Here is a 14126-nt window from a genome sequence, read left to right as displayed (position 1 = left end):
CGATGACCCGCTACGAATCTGCGATCGACCTCGAGGCGATCACTGCGATCGACATGCACGTGCATGTCGAAGTCGACGGACACGGACACACCTCCTTGCCCGATGACCTCAACGAGGCCGCGACGAAGTACTTCTCCACCGATGCCGGGCGCCCCGACCTTGACTCCATCGCGGAGTACTACCGTGAGCGCAAGATGGCGGCGGTCGTGTTCTCGGTCGACGCCGAGACTCACCTGGAGCACCCGCCGATCTCCAGCGCGGAGATCGCGGAAGGCGCGGCGCGTAACAACGACGTCCTCATCCCGTTCGGCTCGGTCGACCCGAATCGGGATGACGCGGTCGAGCGGGTCGCTCGCCTGATCGGCGATCATGGCGTGCGCGGCTTCAAGTTCCACCCGACGGTGCAGAATTTTGATCCGAGCGACGTGCGCTATCAGCCGATCTATGCAGCTCTGCAGGATGCCGGTGTCGTCGCGTTGTTCCACACCGGGCAGACCGGTATCGGCGCTGGCCTTCCTGGAGGCCGTGGCCTTCGGCTCGGGCTGTCGAACCCGATGCTGCTGGACGGTGTGGCCGCAGAGAATCCCGACCTGCAGATCATCATGGCGCACCCGTCTGTGCCGTGGCAGGACGAGGCGCTCTCGGTCGCCACGCACAAGCACAACACCTGGATCGACCTGTCCGGGTGGAGCCCGAAATATTTCCCTGCCGAACTCGTCCGGTACGCGAACTCGCTCCTGAAGAAGCGCGTCCTGTTCGGGTCGGACTTCCCGCTCATCACCCCGGACCGCTGGCTCAAGGATGTCGAGCAGACGGCCCTCAAGTCCGAGGTGATGCCGGGAATCCTCAAAGGCAACGCGGCCCGTCTCCTCGGCCTCGACGCTTGAACGCTGACGTCATTCCCCTCTGAAAGGACTCACCACTATGACCACTACAGTCACTTACGCGGACCTCGCCACACTCATCGGATCGGAGCTCGGCCCGTCCGAGTGGATCGATATCACTCAGGAGCGGGTCAATACGTTCGCCGATGCGACCGATGACCACCAGTGGATCCACACCGACCCCGAGCGCGCGAAGGATGGCCCCTTCGGCGGTCCGATCGCGCACGGGTTCCTCAGTCTGTCGCTGCTCATCCCGCTGTGGGAGTCGCTGCTGGACGTCGAAGGTGTCACGACCAAGGTCAATTACGGTCTCGACAAGGTCCGCTTCGTGTCGCCTGTCAAGGTTGGATCGCGTGTCCGCGCGACGGCCACGGTCGCCGAGGTCACCGAGGTGGCCGGCGGTGCCCAGCTCACGATCGATGTCACGATCGAGGCGGAAGGCAACGGCAAGCCCGCCGTCGTCGCCCGGAGCCTGCAGCGCTTCTACGCCTGACGCACTCTCCGGGTCGGCCTCCCCAGCGCGCCGGCCCGGAGATTCCACCATCGCGACGGTCGTAGACGACTGCCAGCCTCGACGGAGAGACATACGATGCATGATCATGGACTCGGTTCCTGGATGGCGACGCGTCGTCTGAAGACCCCGGATAAGACCGCACTCGTCTTCGAGGACGGGCGCAAGCTCACGTACCGCGAACTGGCAGAGATGGCCGATATCGTCGCGGCCGATCTCGTCCGTCGCGGCACCGGGCCGGGAGATCGCGTCGCCTATCTGGGCGAGAACAGTCCCGACTTCCTCGCGGCTTTGTTCGGAACAGTACAGATCGGGGCGGTCTTCGTTCCCGTCAACACCCGACTCGCTCCTCCTGAAATCCAGCACGTACTCACGGACTCGGGAGCGCGAGTGCTGATCCACGATGCCGAGTTCAGCGCTCGAGTATCGGACGTCGCATCTTCGGTCGCGCATGTGATCGCGGCGGGTTCCGCGCATGAGCGGGAGGCATCTGCGCCGCGCGAAGCCGTGGGCGTTCCGCGGCAGAGCAATTCTGAGGATGCGCCTGCCGCGCTGGACCGGCCCGCGGCCATCCTCTACACCTCGGGAACGACGGGCAAGCCGAAGGGCGCGGTCCTCACGCACGGGAACCTGACCTGGGCGGCGCTGAACGCGATCATCGATTACGACATTGTCTCGACCGATGTGGCCCTGATGATCTCGCCGCTTTTCCACGTCGCATCCCTCGGGATGGGCGCGCTTCCGATCATCATCAAGGGCGGCACGCTGGTGCTCGAGAAGCGGTTCGATCCAGGTCGTGCGCTCGCGCTCATCGAGCACCACGGCGTATCGATGCTCTCCGGCGTGCCGACGACATACCAATTGCTCTGTGATCACCCCGATTGGGCAACCACGGATGTCTCGAGCATGCGGAAGCTGACCTGCGGAGGATCCGCCGTACCCTCACGCGTCCTGAACGCCTACGAGGAGCGAGGGTTGTCGTTCTCGCAGGGCTACGGAATGACCGAGACGGCTCCGGGCGCGACCTTGCTTGCTCCTGAGCGCACGCGCGAGAAGCAGGGGAGTGTCGGGGTTCCGCATTTCTTCACTGGTGTGCGGATCGCCGGCGAGGATGGCCGTGCCGTGCCGAGCGGCACCGTCGGAGAGATCGAGATCTCCGGACCCAACGTGTTCGCCGGCTACCACGGTCGACCCCAGGCAACGACGGAAGCGTTCACCGCAGACGGATGGTTCCGCTCCGGTGACCTCGGATACCTCGACGGTGACGGCGTGCTCTACATCTCGGACAGACTCAAGGACATGATCATCTCCGGCGGTGAGAACATCTACCCCGCCGAGATCGAGAACCTCATCAACGACATGGATGGTGTCACCGGTGTGGCCGTCATCGGAGTTCCCGACGAGCGTTGGGGCGAGGTGCCCTGGGCTGTGCTCACTGTTCGGGACGGCATCACGATCGACACCGATCAGGTGCGTGCTCATCTGGATGGGCGACTGGCGCGCTACAAGGTGCCCGCGAAGACCGTGATCGTCGATGAGCTGCCCCGAACGGCGAGCGGCAAAATCAGGAAAGCTGACCTACGGGTTCGATTCGCGCCCTCGATATAACCGCCGGGCGGCGCTCCTGATGCGTCTGAGCTCGTCAAGTTTGGCGGTCCTCGAGCGCTGAGGTCGCCGTGCCCACATGGTGCCCACGACGAAAATGGATCTAGCCCTAATGAACCTGGATTTACCCAGAATCCTGTGATGTCTCCAGATATCGTGCACGCCTGAACCCCCGTTCTTGTCGGCGGCGCGCGAACTTTGAACGTTTGCGGCCGTTCGAAAAGTGAACGGTTTCGAGCAGTTTAGTCAGGCGTTTGGTTGGTTGTGGTTTTGATGCTGGGGAGGCTGTCGATGCCTCGTCCTCGGAGCCTGAAGCTGGCGCCTTTGAGGGTGACGACGTCGGCGTGATGGACGATGCGGTCGATCATCGCGGCGGCGACGGCTTTGTCTCCGAAAATGCCGCCCCAGCCGGAGAATGCCAGGTTGCTGGTGAGGATGAGTGAGGCGTGTTCGTAGCGAGATGACACGAGCTAGAGGAACAGATTCGCGGCGTCTTGCTCGAACGGGTGGTAGCCAACTTCGTCGACGATAATCAGCCCGTAGCGTCGCAATCGTGCGAGCTCTTGTGGGAGCCGGCCTTGACGGTGCGCGTCGGTGAGGCGGGTAACCCATTCCGTCGCGGTCGCGAATAGCACCCGGTGCCCATGGCGGGCAGCGATCATTCCTAGCCCGCTCGCGAGATGGGTTTTGCCGGTGCCGGGAGGGCCGAGCAGCAATCCCTCCAGGTCGCGCGCGGTACCGTCTCGAACTGGGTGGCCCGCTACCGGGCCGAGGGCGAGAGCGGCCTCCTGGACCGTTCCTCGCGGCCACTGCGATCGCCGGGCCAGACACCCCAGAAAACTGAGCGACGAATCGTCGCATTGCGAGTCACCAGACGGTGGGGCCCCGCACCGAATCGCCTATCACCTGCGTCTGCCGCAATCGACGGTGTCGAAGGTCCTCGCCCGCTGCCGTGTGCCACTGCTGGGACACATCGATCTGAACACCGGGGTGCGGGTGCGCAAGCAGAAACCGGTGCGTTACGAACATGAACGCCCCGGCGATCTGGTCCATGTCGATGTGAAGAAGCTCGGCCGGATCCCTGACGGAGGAGGACATCGCACCCTCGGCCAAGCGAAAGGCAAGAAGAACAAAACGAGTGTCGGGTACTCGTTCCTGCACCCCGCGATCGATGACCACTCGAGAGTGGTCTACTCCGAGATCCTCGATGACGAGAAGAAGGAGACGGCGGCAGGGTTCTGGGAGCGCGCGAACGCGTTCTACGCCAGCTTGGGTATCACCGTGCTCCGCGTCCTCACCGACAACGGCTCCCGCTACCGTTCACGGCTGTTCAACGACGCGCTCAGCGAGCAGGTGAAAACACAAATTCACCCGCCCCTATCGACCGCAGACGAACGGGAAGATCGAGCGATTCCACCGCACCCTTGCGTTCGAATGGGCCTACGCCCGCCACTACGGATCAGATACCGCCCGAGCAGGCGCCTACCAGGCCTGGATCCACGACTACAATCACCACAGACCCCATACCGCTCTCAGAGGCCTCACCCATCGACCGCGTCCATAACGTCAGTGGGAAGAACACCTAGGAGGAGAGAACGGCAAGAGCGGCTTCGACGCACTCGTCGTCCTGTGCGGAGGTTGCCGCGCCGCTGACTGCGATCGCCCCGACGACTATCCCCTCCTCGCGGATGAGCGCCGTGCCCCCGCCTGCCAGAATCGGAGTCTGGACGACCTGGGCCAACTGGGCGAAAAAACTGGGTGCGGATTCCTGCATACGACGAAGGGTTGCGCCGTCGTAGCCGAAAATGGCGACGCTGTTCGCTTTGGCCTGGGCCACCTGGACGGTGAGCGGTGGGACACCGTCCATGCGTCCGAAAGCCTTCAGATGTCCGCCTTCGTCGACCACCGCCACGGTGATCTGTGTTTCAAGCTCAGTGGCACGCTCGATGGCGCCGCTGATGAGGTCCTGAACTTTTTGAAGCGTGAGTGGCATGGGATTCCTTGGCGTTGATTCGAGTGGACAGTGTGACCAGCTTGCGCGTTGGGCGTGCACACCTGCGTTTCGCGATCAGCGAGGTATCACCAGCGCTGTTCGCCGCTCCACAGTGCGTCAGCGCGCGCGACGTCGTTTACGGTCTGGCAACCGGTCAAAGCTAGGGTCGAGGACAATTCGTCGGACAGGATGTCGACGACTCGTCTCACACCCGCCCGACCTCCGACGGCCAGTGCCCACAGGGCGGCTCGGCCGACGAGCACCGCATCAGCCCCAAGGCTGAGGGCCTTGAACACGTCCACGCCGCTGCGGACGCCACTGTCAAGGTAGATCTCCATCCCGTTGCCGACCGCCTCTTTGATCTGGGGCAGGGCTTCCAAGCACGGCGCCATTGCACCCATGGACGGCGGCACACCACCGTGGTTGGATACGATCACCGCGTCGGCGCCGTGATCAACCGCGCTGATCGCGTCAGCCGGTGTCTGTATGCCCTTGATGACGATCGGTAACGACGTGCGAGCGCGGAGCTTAGTAACGTCATCCCAAGTCAATGACGGCTGGATAGCCTGACCGAAGACCTCTGGGATCTCGTGCTTTGTGCCTCTGTACTTCTCGACATTGGCCCACCTGGGCGGTCCATTCAGGTGTGGCCACACGATTGGGGAGACATCAGAGACTCCGTGCAGCGCCGCGCGCTCGGGGAATCGGCGTGCGCCGACGATGTGATCAACTGTGAGGATGATGGCCTCGTATCCCTGCTCCTCGGCACGGCTGACGAGGTCATTGGTCACATACTCGTCTCGAAGCATGTAGAGCTGGAACAGGAGGCGCGCGGACGGAGCGCGATCTCGAACCTCTTCGAGTGAGAGCGTCGAGAGGGTACTCAGCCCCATGGGGATGCCCGTCTTGGCGGCGGCTTCGACCATAGCGCCCTCGCCTTCGGGGTGGAATCGCTGCTGGCCGCCGGCTGGAGAGATCATGACGGGAAGCGGGCTTGGCTTTCCGAGGATCGACGTACTGATGTCGGGTTCGACGACTCCGGCGAGAACCCGTCCGCGGATGAGCCGTCGCTGGAATGCCCAACGGTTCGCGGTCAGTGTTTCCCACGTCGGGGCGCCCTCGCGGCCGAAGTGATTATCAAAGCCCCCCGCAGGGAGCACTTCGCGCGCTTGAGTCTCCAACTGCGCGACACTCAAGAATGTCTGTTCGCGTGACTCTGCAGGGCCGGATCCGCGCTCGCCGACGGGTGACGGAATCGCGGCGTCGACGCCCGCCTCAAGCCGTGCTGAGGACTCGTTCATCATTGCTGTGTTCCTTCGCTCAGGTGTGAATCTTCATCCATCAGTGCGGCGATGCGCTCCCCGATCATGACCGCAGTTGCATTCGTGGCGGCGCGTACCCCTTGGGGGATGATCGAGGTGTCTGCGACCCGAAGGTTGGCGACGCCATACACGCGGCCTGCTTGATCTACCACGGCGGCAGGGTCGGTGGTCGGCCCCATCTTGCAGGTTCCGGTTATGTGCAGCGAGGACATAGAGGTTCGCCGCAGCCATCCGATCAGCGCCTCATCGGTCGCCAGATCTTCGTCCCGCGGCTCGATCCGGTCATCGAGAATGCCGGCGAAGCTTTGATGTTCACCGAGTCTCACTGCAAGCCGGACGGCCTCGACCATTCGGGCGAGGTCTTCTTCTTTCTCTAGCAGCCGGAAATCGATGGTGGGCTGAACTTCCGGGTCGTTCGATACTAGCGAGAGTTCGCCGCTTCCGAGCGGACGCTGCAGTCCGACAACCATGCGGACACCGAGTGGTTTGCGAGGCTGGCCGGGCTGCGCCCGTTCAGTGGCGTAAGACTGCATCGAGATCTTCAAATCGTTGCGGAACTCTGACGATTCGCTGGAGTAGTGCAGAGAAATCTGTGCGCGCGGCGCACGGGGGTCGGTTGCATGCCCTGGCTGTGTGTGCCAGGTCACCCAAGCGGCAGGATGATCGTCCAAGTTCTTACCGACACCAGGAAGATCCACCAGCACCGGAACTTCACACTCCATCAACTGGCGCGCGGGTCCAACACCGGAGAGCATCATGATGTGCGGAGAGCAGATAGCTCCCGCGCTGAGAACAACCTCTCTTCCCCGCACCCGCAGCACCTCCCCCCCGCGGGAGACTTCGATGCTGGCGACACGATCGCCTTCGATCACAAGGCGGCGCACGAAGGTGTCTGCCCAGATGGTCAGGTTCGAACGGTGACGGGCCTGCGTCAGATGACCCAGGGCCGTGCTATACCGAATTCCTCCGGGATTGTTGAGAGGTGTTGGCCCGACACCGGTTGAGCCGGGCGCGTTGTGGTCTCCGCAATTCTGGAACCCGGCCGCGCGGCACGCCTCATAGAACGCGACTTGGTCAGCATTCCATTCCGATCGGGGATAGCGGTGCACTGGGATCGGGCCGGAAGCGCCGTGGAACTCGTCATCGTAGTCACGGTCCTGCTCCAGCCTGCGGAAGTACGGGAGCACCTCGTTGTATGACCATCGGTCGTTGCCTCCGGCTGCCCACTCATCGAAGTCCTCAGGGATGCCTCTGACGAAGATCTGGCCGTTGATGGCGCTCGTGCCGCCTGTCGCTTTCCCCCTGAGTACAACGACCTCTGGTGCCTCATCGGTTGCCTTGCCCGTGAACTGCCAGTTGTGTGCTGTCGTAGTCATGTCGAGTTCAGTCGCATGCCCGTACTTGAGCTCGTCCGGCAAATCGTCCAGCGTGGGGTAGTCCGGACCTGCCTCGATGAGCAGGACGGATCGCTTTGGGTTCTCCGAGAGCCGCGAGGCGAGGGCCGCTCCCGCTGAGCCGGCCCCAACTACAATGACGTCGTATTCCAAGTTCGCTCCTACCACTCTGTAATCTGCGTTATCAGGGTGAGTCGCATTGGTGTCTGAGCATGAAGGTCTGTGTCACGCTCCGACAATTGCAATTATGCTCGACAATTAGCGCTGTAATAAGGGCGTCTTTTGAACGCGAAACAGCGATAGGTCAGGACTCCAATTTGATGGTGCTCAGCCGCGACGGGTTTCTCCATGCATCGAGCGCGTTCCATAGCTCCACGGTTTAGCTCTCTCCAATGAGGCACGGTCGATTGTGGTGCTCGGGCTCTCTGATCATGACACCTTGCTCGAGTCGGCGTCAAATCAGAAAATGCCACAGCAATACAATCGTTCGGTGGCAGTATGTGTACACGTCCGTGCTCTTGTGTCGATCACAGATCAGATTCGGAGCCCAGGCTAATCGGAGACACGGGGGGCAGTTCGCTAGATGTACGCTACTGTCAAGCCCGGCGACAGTGATGTTGCTGATGTTTCATTACCGAGCGGGGTGGTCGTGAAACGTCGCCCGCGGAGGCATGCTCGTACGTTGACACCGGTGTGCATATATGTAAACTTTGGAACCACGATCGATGTTTTTGTGGTTCGGTCGCAACACAAAGGAGTGAAATGCGCAACGCTACACGGAAGCGCCGGCACAGAACATGGGTGGCGGTCGCTGCCCTGACCGCAGTAATGCTCACCGGCTGCTCTATCGGCGATAAAACGCCCGCCCCCGCGGACGCGGCCACCGACCCCGAGGCGACGATTTCGGTCGGCGTCCGTTTCCTGCTGAATTCGTGGGATCCGTCGAAAATGCCGGGTGCCACTATTGTCCCTATTTACCAGCTCATTTATGACAACTTGATTGCGCTGGAAGCAGACCTCGAATTGGTTCCCGCTCTCGCTGAAACGTGGGTGACCGTAGATGATGGACTTACGTGGGAGTTCGGGCTCCGGGACGGCGTAACCTTCAGTGATGGTTCATCTTTCGACGCCGAGGACGTGAAAGCCACGCTCGAGTACTATGCCGGCGAGGGATCGAACATCGGCGCTGACCTCGCATCGATGAGCAACGTAGAGATCGTTGACGAGCAGACGGTCCGCGTTGTGCTGTCGACCCCCAACGTCGGGTTGCCTGGTCTCCTGGCAGGGCGCGTCGGTATCATGCTCAGTTCCGAAAGTGTCGCGTCTGGCGACTTCGAGTCCCCAGTCGGAACCGGCAAGTTCCTCGTAGAGAAGGACACTCCCGGAGTCCAATTGGACGTCGTGCGCAAACCTGATTACTGGGACCCGGACGCGGTGCAGGTCGCCGGAGTGACCTTGCGTGCGATCGAAGACCCAGTAGCCATGTCCAACGCAATCCGCTCGCGCGAGCTTGACATGGCGATTATCGAGGCACCGCAGGCGGACGCCGTTGAGGCGGCGGGATCTTCCACCTACGCGCTCAATGGTTCACAGCTGATGTCGATAAGCCTCAACCCTGACTTGGCGCCGGAGCTTGCGGATCCACGGGTTCGGATGGCTTTGGCTATGGCAATCGACCGTGAGGGCATCGTGAATGGGCTCGCGTTCGGTCGAGGGGAAGCGGCCAATCAGTTCGTCGTGCCTGGGCGCTTCGGCTTCGATGCCGATTTGGAACCGTTCGATTTCGACGTAGAGGGCGCTCGCAAGCTGTTGGCCGAGGCCGGCTACGCGGACGGTTTCACGTACACGATGGCTGCGGACGCGAATAATAGGGCGATCGCCGAGTCCATTCAGGCCAGCTGGGCGGAGATTGGTGTCGACGTGGAGCTCACGTTCCCGACCGGAAGCGCGATCACAGAGGCAACCTGGATCAAGCCGACGATCGCCATCGCGACACAGAACTTGGTACCCGACCTTGAGCCGACTCCTTTCCTGTGGCGGCACCTGAGTACTGACACGATCCGCAATCCCGGTAAGGTCGACGTTCCCGGCGTGACTGACCTGATGCTCAAGGCTCAGTCGACCGTAGACGACGACGAGCGGGAAGCGATCTTCTTCGAGATCGCGGAGCTGACGCGCGAGACGATCTCGGCGTACATTCCAGTGATGTGGCGCAATTACACCATCGCCTACAGCGACGACCTCGTCGGGGTCCAAGAGTGGCAGGCCGGCTACCCCGTTCTCGACGGAGTGGGAATGAAACAGAAGTAACCACTCGATCCCGGCGGGCTCTGCCTGCCGGGATCGATCTTCCGCGTCATACCTGATCGTGGCCGTTCTCGTCTGGCTGAACGCGCCGTACTCGCGCGGACGCGTGACATGTGGTGTCACTTCCAAAGCTATTGCGTACTCTAAACGGCATTGGAGTGGGAAACCCGGACTGATGTCTCAGTCGATAGGAAGTGCTGTGACGGTTGCTGAGGGCTTCGGCGTGAGAGCCGTTCGCCACAGCGGTTCGCGCGATCGCGGAGGGACGCCAGCACACCGCCTGTGGAGAGTTTGCCGACGGACGCGCGGCGCCCGTCCCCGGCCCGCCTCAAGACTTTGATCCGTACTCGCACCGAGCTCTGGAACACGTTCGTCGTGCTCCGCGAAACCTTAAACGGGGGGCGGGGTACTCGAGAGTCTGCGCGAACGTCGAGTCCTCGCCCCGCGACCAATCGGAACGGGGAAGCTACCAGCTATGCGAGGTATCAGTTCCGCAGCGAGGGGCATCTGCTTGGCGTCATCGAGCCGCCTGATCGCTGTGTCGTGGTCGATCGCCGCGCTGAGCCGTTCGATCATTTCGCCGCACGACGCCGTACCGCGCCACTCGGCTGTCGACGGATCCGGAGAATCGATTTTCCAGTAAAATCTGTCGGCATTGGCGGACGACGGCCGGATGGTCCATACGTCCTGGCTCAGCTCGATGTCGCCGGCCCGGCCGACTTCGGCTGGATCCAGGCGACGCCACGCGCCTCGGGGCCGGTGGTTCTGCTCGAGATCATTGAACAAGCGTGTGACGCTCGGTCGCTCCTGCGCGTCCGTGATCTGGTTTTATTCGCTCATGGTGCTTTCCTCTCGACCTCTTCTGGCCCGATCGGTTGGTCGTGTGCGACATCGCCGGCACAGTGAAGGGGCGTACGGATCCGGGGTCTGGATCCGTACGCCCCTTCTGAGACGTTCAGCGGTCAAGGTGCGATGGTCGCGACCTGCCAGGGCGTCTCAGTCGTCGCCACCGGCCCAGTCGCCGAAGCTTCCGGGCTCGGCGCTTTTGGGTTGCGGTGCACGTCCACCCTCGCGAACTTCAACGAAGGAGCGACCGCGTCCGCCACGATCTGCGTGCCCTGCCGACGCTGACCGTCCTTTACATACGCCTGAAAATGCAGGTCGCCGGAGACAATGACTCGATTCCCCTCTTTGAGAGATGCAGCGACGTTCTTAGCCTGCTTCCCGAACACGGCCTCGTTGTGGGAGATCGGCTCGCCGACGTCCTCCTACTCTTTGGTCTCCTCGTTGAGCCGACTAAGGTGCTCAAGAAATGGGTAGGTAGGCCCTGGCGTCTTCACTGTGTCGAAGTCCGCGACGCTGTTTGGTGAGTGCCAACTACCCTGCGAAAGTGCCAACTACGTTGAGAACTCACAGCTTGGCAGAAGATTACTGTGGAGGGACTGACGGGAATCGAACCCGCGCTATCTGCTTGGGAAGCAGAAGTTCTACCATTGAACTACAGTCCCACGGCCTTTCGGCGTTCGGCCAGCATAACAAATGTGGCGACTGTCACGCGCTCACCGCAGCGGATCGAATGCCGCGATAGCCGGATCCACCCGACCGGTCGTGATCTGCTCGGCGAGCAGTTTGCCTGTGGCGGGCCCCAGCACGATGCCCCACATCCCGTGGCCGCCGGCGACGTACACACCGGCCGCTCGCGTTGCCCCGACCAGCGGCAGCCCGTCCGGGGTTACCGGCCTCGAGCCGACCCACTCGTCCTGGCGGTCATCCAGGTCGACGCCCCGCAGCAGCACCCGCGACTGGTTGACGATCGCCTGCACGCGGCGCGCCTGGAACGGCTCGTCCGGCCCGCGGAACTCCATCGTTCCGGCCACGCGCAGCCGGCCCTGATACGGAGTGCAGGCGATCCGCTGGAACGGCAGGTAGATCGGATGCTCCGCCGGCTGCTCGGTCGCCACGGTGAAGGAGTATCCGCGACCGGCCTGTACCCGCGTCTTCACTCCGAGCTCGCGCGCGAGCCGCGGCATCCACGCGCCCGTCGCCACGACCACCGAGTCGGCATCCAATCGCTCGCCGGATGCCAGCACCACCGCAGGTCGCGCGCCACCGGTGACAACCGCGGTCACCTCTGCGTCGGTACGCACAGCGCCGCCTCGAGCGACGACCGCGCCTGCCAGCGCCTCGACGAACGGTGCCGGCTCGAGAAACCGCTGCCCCTCCAGCCTGTATGCGACCTTCACCGCATCCGAGAGCATCGGAGCAAGTGATCGCGGGTCGTCCAGCGGCTCGAACGGCACATCCTGCCCGTGCCGGATCACTCCGGCGATCTCCTTGAGGAAGCCCTTCGAATGCGACCGATCAGCGAAGCCGATGACGAACGGGCCCTCGCGCGTCCACGAGTCGACCCCGCCGTCGGTCAACTCGTCGAAGCATTCCAATGCGATGCGGTCGATCGGCGTGAGTGCCGCCATCGTGCGATCCCACGCTCTGCTGGTGCCGTGCGAGGCGAAGCGTGCGAGAAAGCTCCACAGCGCGGCATCGACGCGGAACGGGACGTGCAACGCAGCATCCCGATCGAGCAGAGCCCGGGGACCGTACGTCCACAGACTCGGGTCCGCCAGCGGAATCGCCTTGCCCGGCGTCAGCCAGCCCGCATTGCCCCACGAAGCACCGGCCGCGATGCCGGTGCGATCGAGCACCGTGACTTCGACGCCGCGTTCCTGTAGATGCCACGCGGTCGCCAACCCGACCATTCCCGCCCCGATGATGATCGAGCGCGCCATTGCAACCTCCCGAGTACGACAGTCCTGCCCAGGATGTCAGAGTCCCGCGGCTACGGCACCTGGTGCAAGCCCATTAGGCTGATCCCGTGCTTCTCAGTGACCGCGACATCAGAGCAGAACTCGCAGCCGGCCGCATCGGGCTGTCGCCGCACGAGCCGGAGATGATTCAGCCTTCCAGCATCGACGTGCGGCTGGATCGGTATTTCCGGCTCTTCGATAACCACAAGTACCCGTATATCGATCCCGCCGAGGACCAGCCGGAGCTCACCCGGCTCATCGAGGTCAAACCCGACGAGCCGTTCATTCTGCACCCCGGCGAGTTCGCCCTCGGCGCCACATTCGAGCAGGTCACGCTGTCGGATGACATCGCTGCGCGGCTGGAGGGCAAGAGCTCGCTCGGACGCCTCGGTCTCATCACCCACTCCACGGCTGGTTTTATCGACCCGGGCTTCACGGGCCACGTCACCCTCGAGCTCGCGAACGTCGCGACCCTGCCGATCAAGCTGTGGCCAGGCATGAAGATCGGCCAGCTCTGCTTCTTCCGCCTGACCTCGCCTGCCGAGAACCCGTACGGCTCAGGCCCGTACGGCAACCGCTATCAGGGGCAGCGCGGACCCACGGCATCCCGTTCGTTCCAGAACTTCCACCGCACGGATGTCAGCAACACCGATCTGGGGTCACTCGGCGGCTGACCGGGCGCGTATCGCCGCACCCACACGTAGTATCGAGAGCGTGAGCGGCGAAAACACGGAAAACCCGCAAGATCCCGGCGCGGATGCCACGACTGATGTGCCCGTGCCCGGTGGTGAGCCGCCGGCATCCCCCGTTGCTCCGGGCGTGGAAGCCTTCGACGTCCCGCCGCCGGAGACGGTCGCCACTCCCGATGCTGAAGCGGCTATCGAAGGTTTCGAGGTGCCGCCGCCGCCCACATTCGGTGCAGCGCCGCCACCTCCCAGCGCGGAGCCGGTCATCCCGCCGGCGCCATCGGAGAATGGCGGAGCTGCCGCAGCGGATGCTCCGGCGCTCCGCAAGCGCAGCACGTGGGCGCCCAACGACACGTGGACGTCGGCATCCGCTCACAAGCAGGAGGTGGTGCCGCCGACCGCTGCGCAGAAGGCCGAATCTCGCGCGGCCGCGTCACGTGCTGCGACGGCGCGCGACGAAGCGACGCGGAACTACGTCAGCCCGGCCGCAGGCGGAACGGACGGCCAGAGCTACCGCGGCTGGACGATCGTGATCTACACAGGTCTCACCGTGCTGCTCTTCGGGGCCGTCGGGCTCATGCTGTTCCTGGGGGCACAGGGCTGACATCCGCGGCGTCGGC

The 14126-nt window shown here is 63.2% G+C and carries 11 protein-coding genes, 1 tRNA gene and 2 pseudogenes; 7 read left to right on the top strand and 7 right to left on the bottom strand.

The window, feature by feature from the left end:
• Positions 1 to 2: 2 nt before the first annotated feature.
• The 3 genes from ACSU1L_RS07185 (at position 3) to ACSU1L_RS07175 (ending at position 3003) form a co-directional block, all read left to right on the top strand.
• Entirely contained in the window at positions 3 to 887 is an 885-nt protein-coding gene (locus ACSU1L_RS07185) for an amidohydrolase family protein (protein WP_438254275.1), read from the top strand.
• 37 nt (positions 888 to 924) lie between these two features.
• Positions 925 to 1377 carry a MaoC family dehydratase gene (locus tag ACSU1L_RS07180; protein WP_438253895.1) on the top strand — a complete coding sequence of 151 codons (453 nt, stop codon included), beginning with the start codon at positions 925 to 927 and terminating at the stop codon, positions 1375 to 1377.
• Between the two features lie 96 nt (positions 1378 to 1473).
• Positions 1474 to 3003 (top strand): acyl-CoA synthetase, encoded by a 1530-nt coding sequence (locus tag ACSU1L_RS07175; RefSeq protein ID WP_438253896.1) that lies wholly within the window; start codon positions 1474 to 1476, stop codon positions 3001 to 3003.
• A gap of 239 nt (positions 3004 to 3242) precedes the next feature.
• Here the strand turns inward: ACSU1L_RS07175 and ACSU1L_RS07170 are convergent.
• Positions 3243 to 3716, bottom strand: a pseudogene (locus ACSU1L_RS07170) (ATP-binding protein); the annotation flags it as partial.
• Here ACSU1L_RS07170 and ACSU1L_RS07165 point away from each other — a divergent pair.
• Positions 3714 to 4586 (top strand): annotated as a pseudogene (locus ACSU1L_RS07165) (IS481 family transposase); the annotation flags it as partial. The pseudogenes ACSU1L_RS07170 and ACSU1L_RS07165 sit on opposite strands and share 3 nt — an antisense overlap.
• Here ACSU1L_RS07165 and ACSU1L_RS07160 read toward each other — a convergent pair.
• From ACSU1L_RS07160 to mftG, 3 genes are all read right to left on the bottom strand, one after another.
• Positions 4583 to 4993 carry a GlcG/HbpS family heme-binding protein gene (locus ACSU1L_RS07160; RefSeq protein ID WP_438253897.1) on the bottom strand — a complete coding sequence of 137 codons (411 nt, stop codon included), beginning with the start codon at positions 4991 to 4993 and terminating at the stop codon, positions 4583 to 4585. The pseudogene ACSU1L_RS07165 and the gene ACSU1L_RS07160 sit on opposite strands and share 4 nt — an antisense overlap.
• Positions 4994 to 5079: 86 nt before the next feature.
• Positions 5080 to 6297, bottom strand: a complete 1218-nt coding sequence (locus ACSU1L_RS07155) for an alpha-hydroxy acid oxidase (protein WP_438253898.1) — start codon at positions 6295 to 6297, stop codon at positions 5080 to 5082.
• The gene (mftG, locus tag ACSU1L_RS07150; RefSeq protein ID WP_438253899.1) at positions 6294 to 7862 is read right to left on the bottom strand and encodes a mycofactocin dehydrogenase MftG; all 1569 of its coding nucleotides are present in this window, start codon (positions 7860 to 7862) and stop codon (positions 6294 to 6296) included. The genes ACSU1L_RS07155 and mftG overlap by 4 nt, the downstream gene beginning before the upstream one ends.
• Before the next feature lie 648 nt (positions 7863 to 8510).
• On the opposite strand from mftG, the gene ACSU1L_RS07145 reads away from it, so the two are divergent.
• Positions 8511 to 10019, top strand: coding sequence for an ABC transporter substrate-binding protein (locus tag ACSU1L_RS07145; RefSeq protein WP_438253900.1), 1509 nt, complete (start codon positions 8511 to 8513; stop codon positions 10017 to 10019).
• Positions 10020 to 10978: 959 nt separating this feature from the next.
• On the opposite strand, the gene ACSU1L_RS07140 is transcribed toward ACSU1L_RS07145, so the two are convergent.
• The 3 genes from ACSU1L_RS07140 to ACSU1L_RS07130 form a co-directional block, all read right to left on the bottom strand.
• Positions 10979 to 11266 (bottom strand): single-stranded DNA-binding protein, encoded by a 288-nt coding sequence (locus tag ACSU1L_RS07140; RefSeq protein WP_439255598.1) that lies wholly within the window; start codon positions 11264 to 11266, stop codon positions 10979 to 10981.
• Positions 11267 to 11450: 184 nt separating this feature from the next.
• Positions 11451 to 11524: transfer RNA gene (locus tag ACSU1L_RS07135), tRNA-Gly, on the bottom strand.
• A 51-nt stretch (positions 11525 to 11575) separates the two neighbouring features.
• Positions 11576 to 12802, bottom strand: coding sequence for an NAD(P)/FAD-dependent oxidoreductase (locus tag ACSU1L_RS07130; RefSeq protein ID WP_439255249.1), 1227 nt, complete (start codon positions 12800 to 12802; stop codon positions 11576 to 11578).
• 86 nt (positions 12803 to 12888) lie between these two features.
• On the opposite strand from ACSU1L_RS07130, the gene dcd reads away from it, so the two are divergent.
• On the top strand, positions 12889 to 13494 hold the full coding sequence (dcd, locus tag ACSU1L_RS07125; protein WP_439255248.1) for a dCTP deaminase: 606 nt from the start codon (positions 12889 to 12891) through the stop codon (positions 13492 to 13494).
• 40 nt (positions 13495 to 13534) lie between these two features.
• Positions 13535 to 14110: a hypothetical protein gene (locus ACSU1L_RS07120; RefSeq protein ID WP_439255247.1), complete on the top strand. Its 576-nt coding sequence runs from the start codon at positions 13535 to 13537 to the stop codon at positions 14108 to 14110.
• Positions 14111 to 14126: the final 16 nt, after the last annotated feature.

Source organism: Microbacterium sp. A94, from assembly GCF_051842855.1.
GTDB lineage: Bacteria > Actinomycetota > Actinomycetes > Actinomycetales > Microbacteriaceae > Microbacterium.
The sequence above is the reverse complement of the archived record's forward strand: the minus strand, read 5'-3'. Positions and strand labels throughout refer to the sequence as shown.

Coding starts and splice junctions, on each gene's coding strand:
- ACSU1L_RS07175 (WP_438253896.1), top strand. CDS start 1,474: ATGCATGATCATGGACTCGGTTCCTGGATGGCGACGCGTCGTCTGAAG.
- ACSU1L_RS07155 (WP_438253898.1), bottom strand. CDS start 6,297: ATGATGAACGAGTCCTCAGCACGGCTTGAGGCGGGCGTCGACGCCGCG.
- ACSU1L_RS07130 (WP_439255249.1), bottom strand. CDS start 12,802: ATGGCGCGCTCGATCATCATCGGGGCGGGAATGGTCGGGTTGGCGACC.
- ACSU1L_RS07160 (WP_438253897.1), bottom strand. CDS start 4,993: ATGCCACTCACGCTTCAAAAAGTTCAGGACCTCATCAGCGGCGCCATC.
- ACSU1L_RS07180 (WP_438253895.1), top strand. CDS start 925: ATGACCACTACAGTCACTTACGCGGACCTCGCCACACTCATCGGATCG.
- ACSU1L_RS07185 (WP_438254275.1), top strand. CDS start 3: ATGACCCGCTACGAATCTGCGATCGACCTCGAGGCGATCACTGCGATC.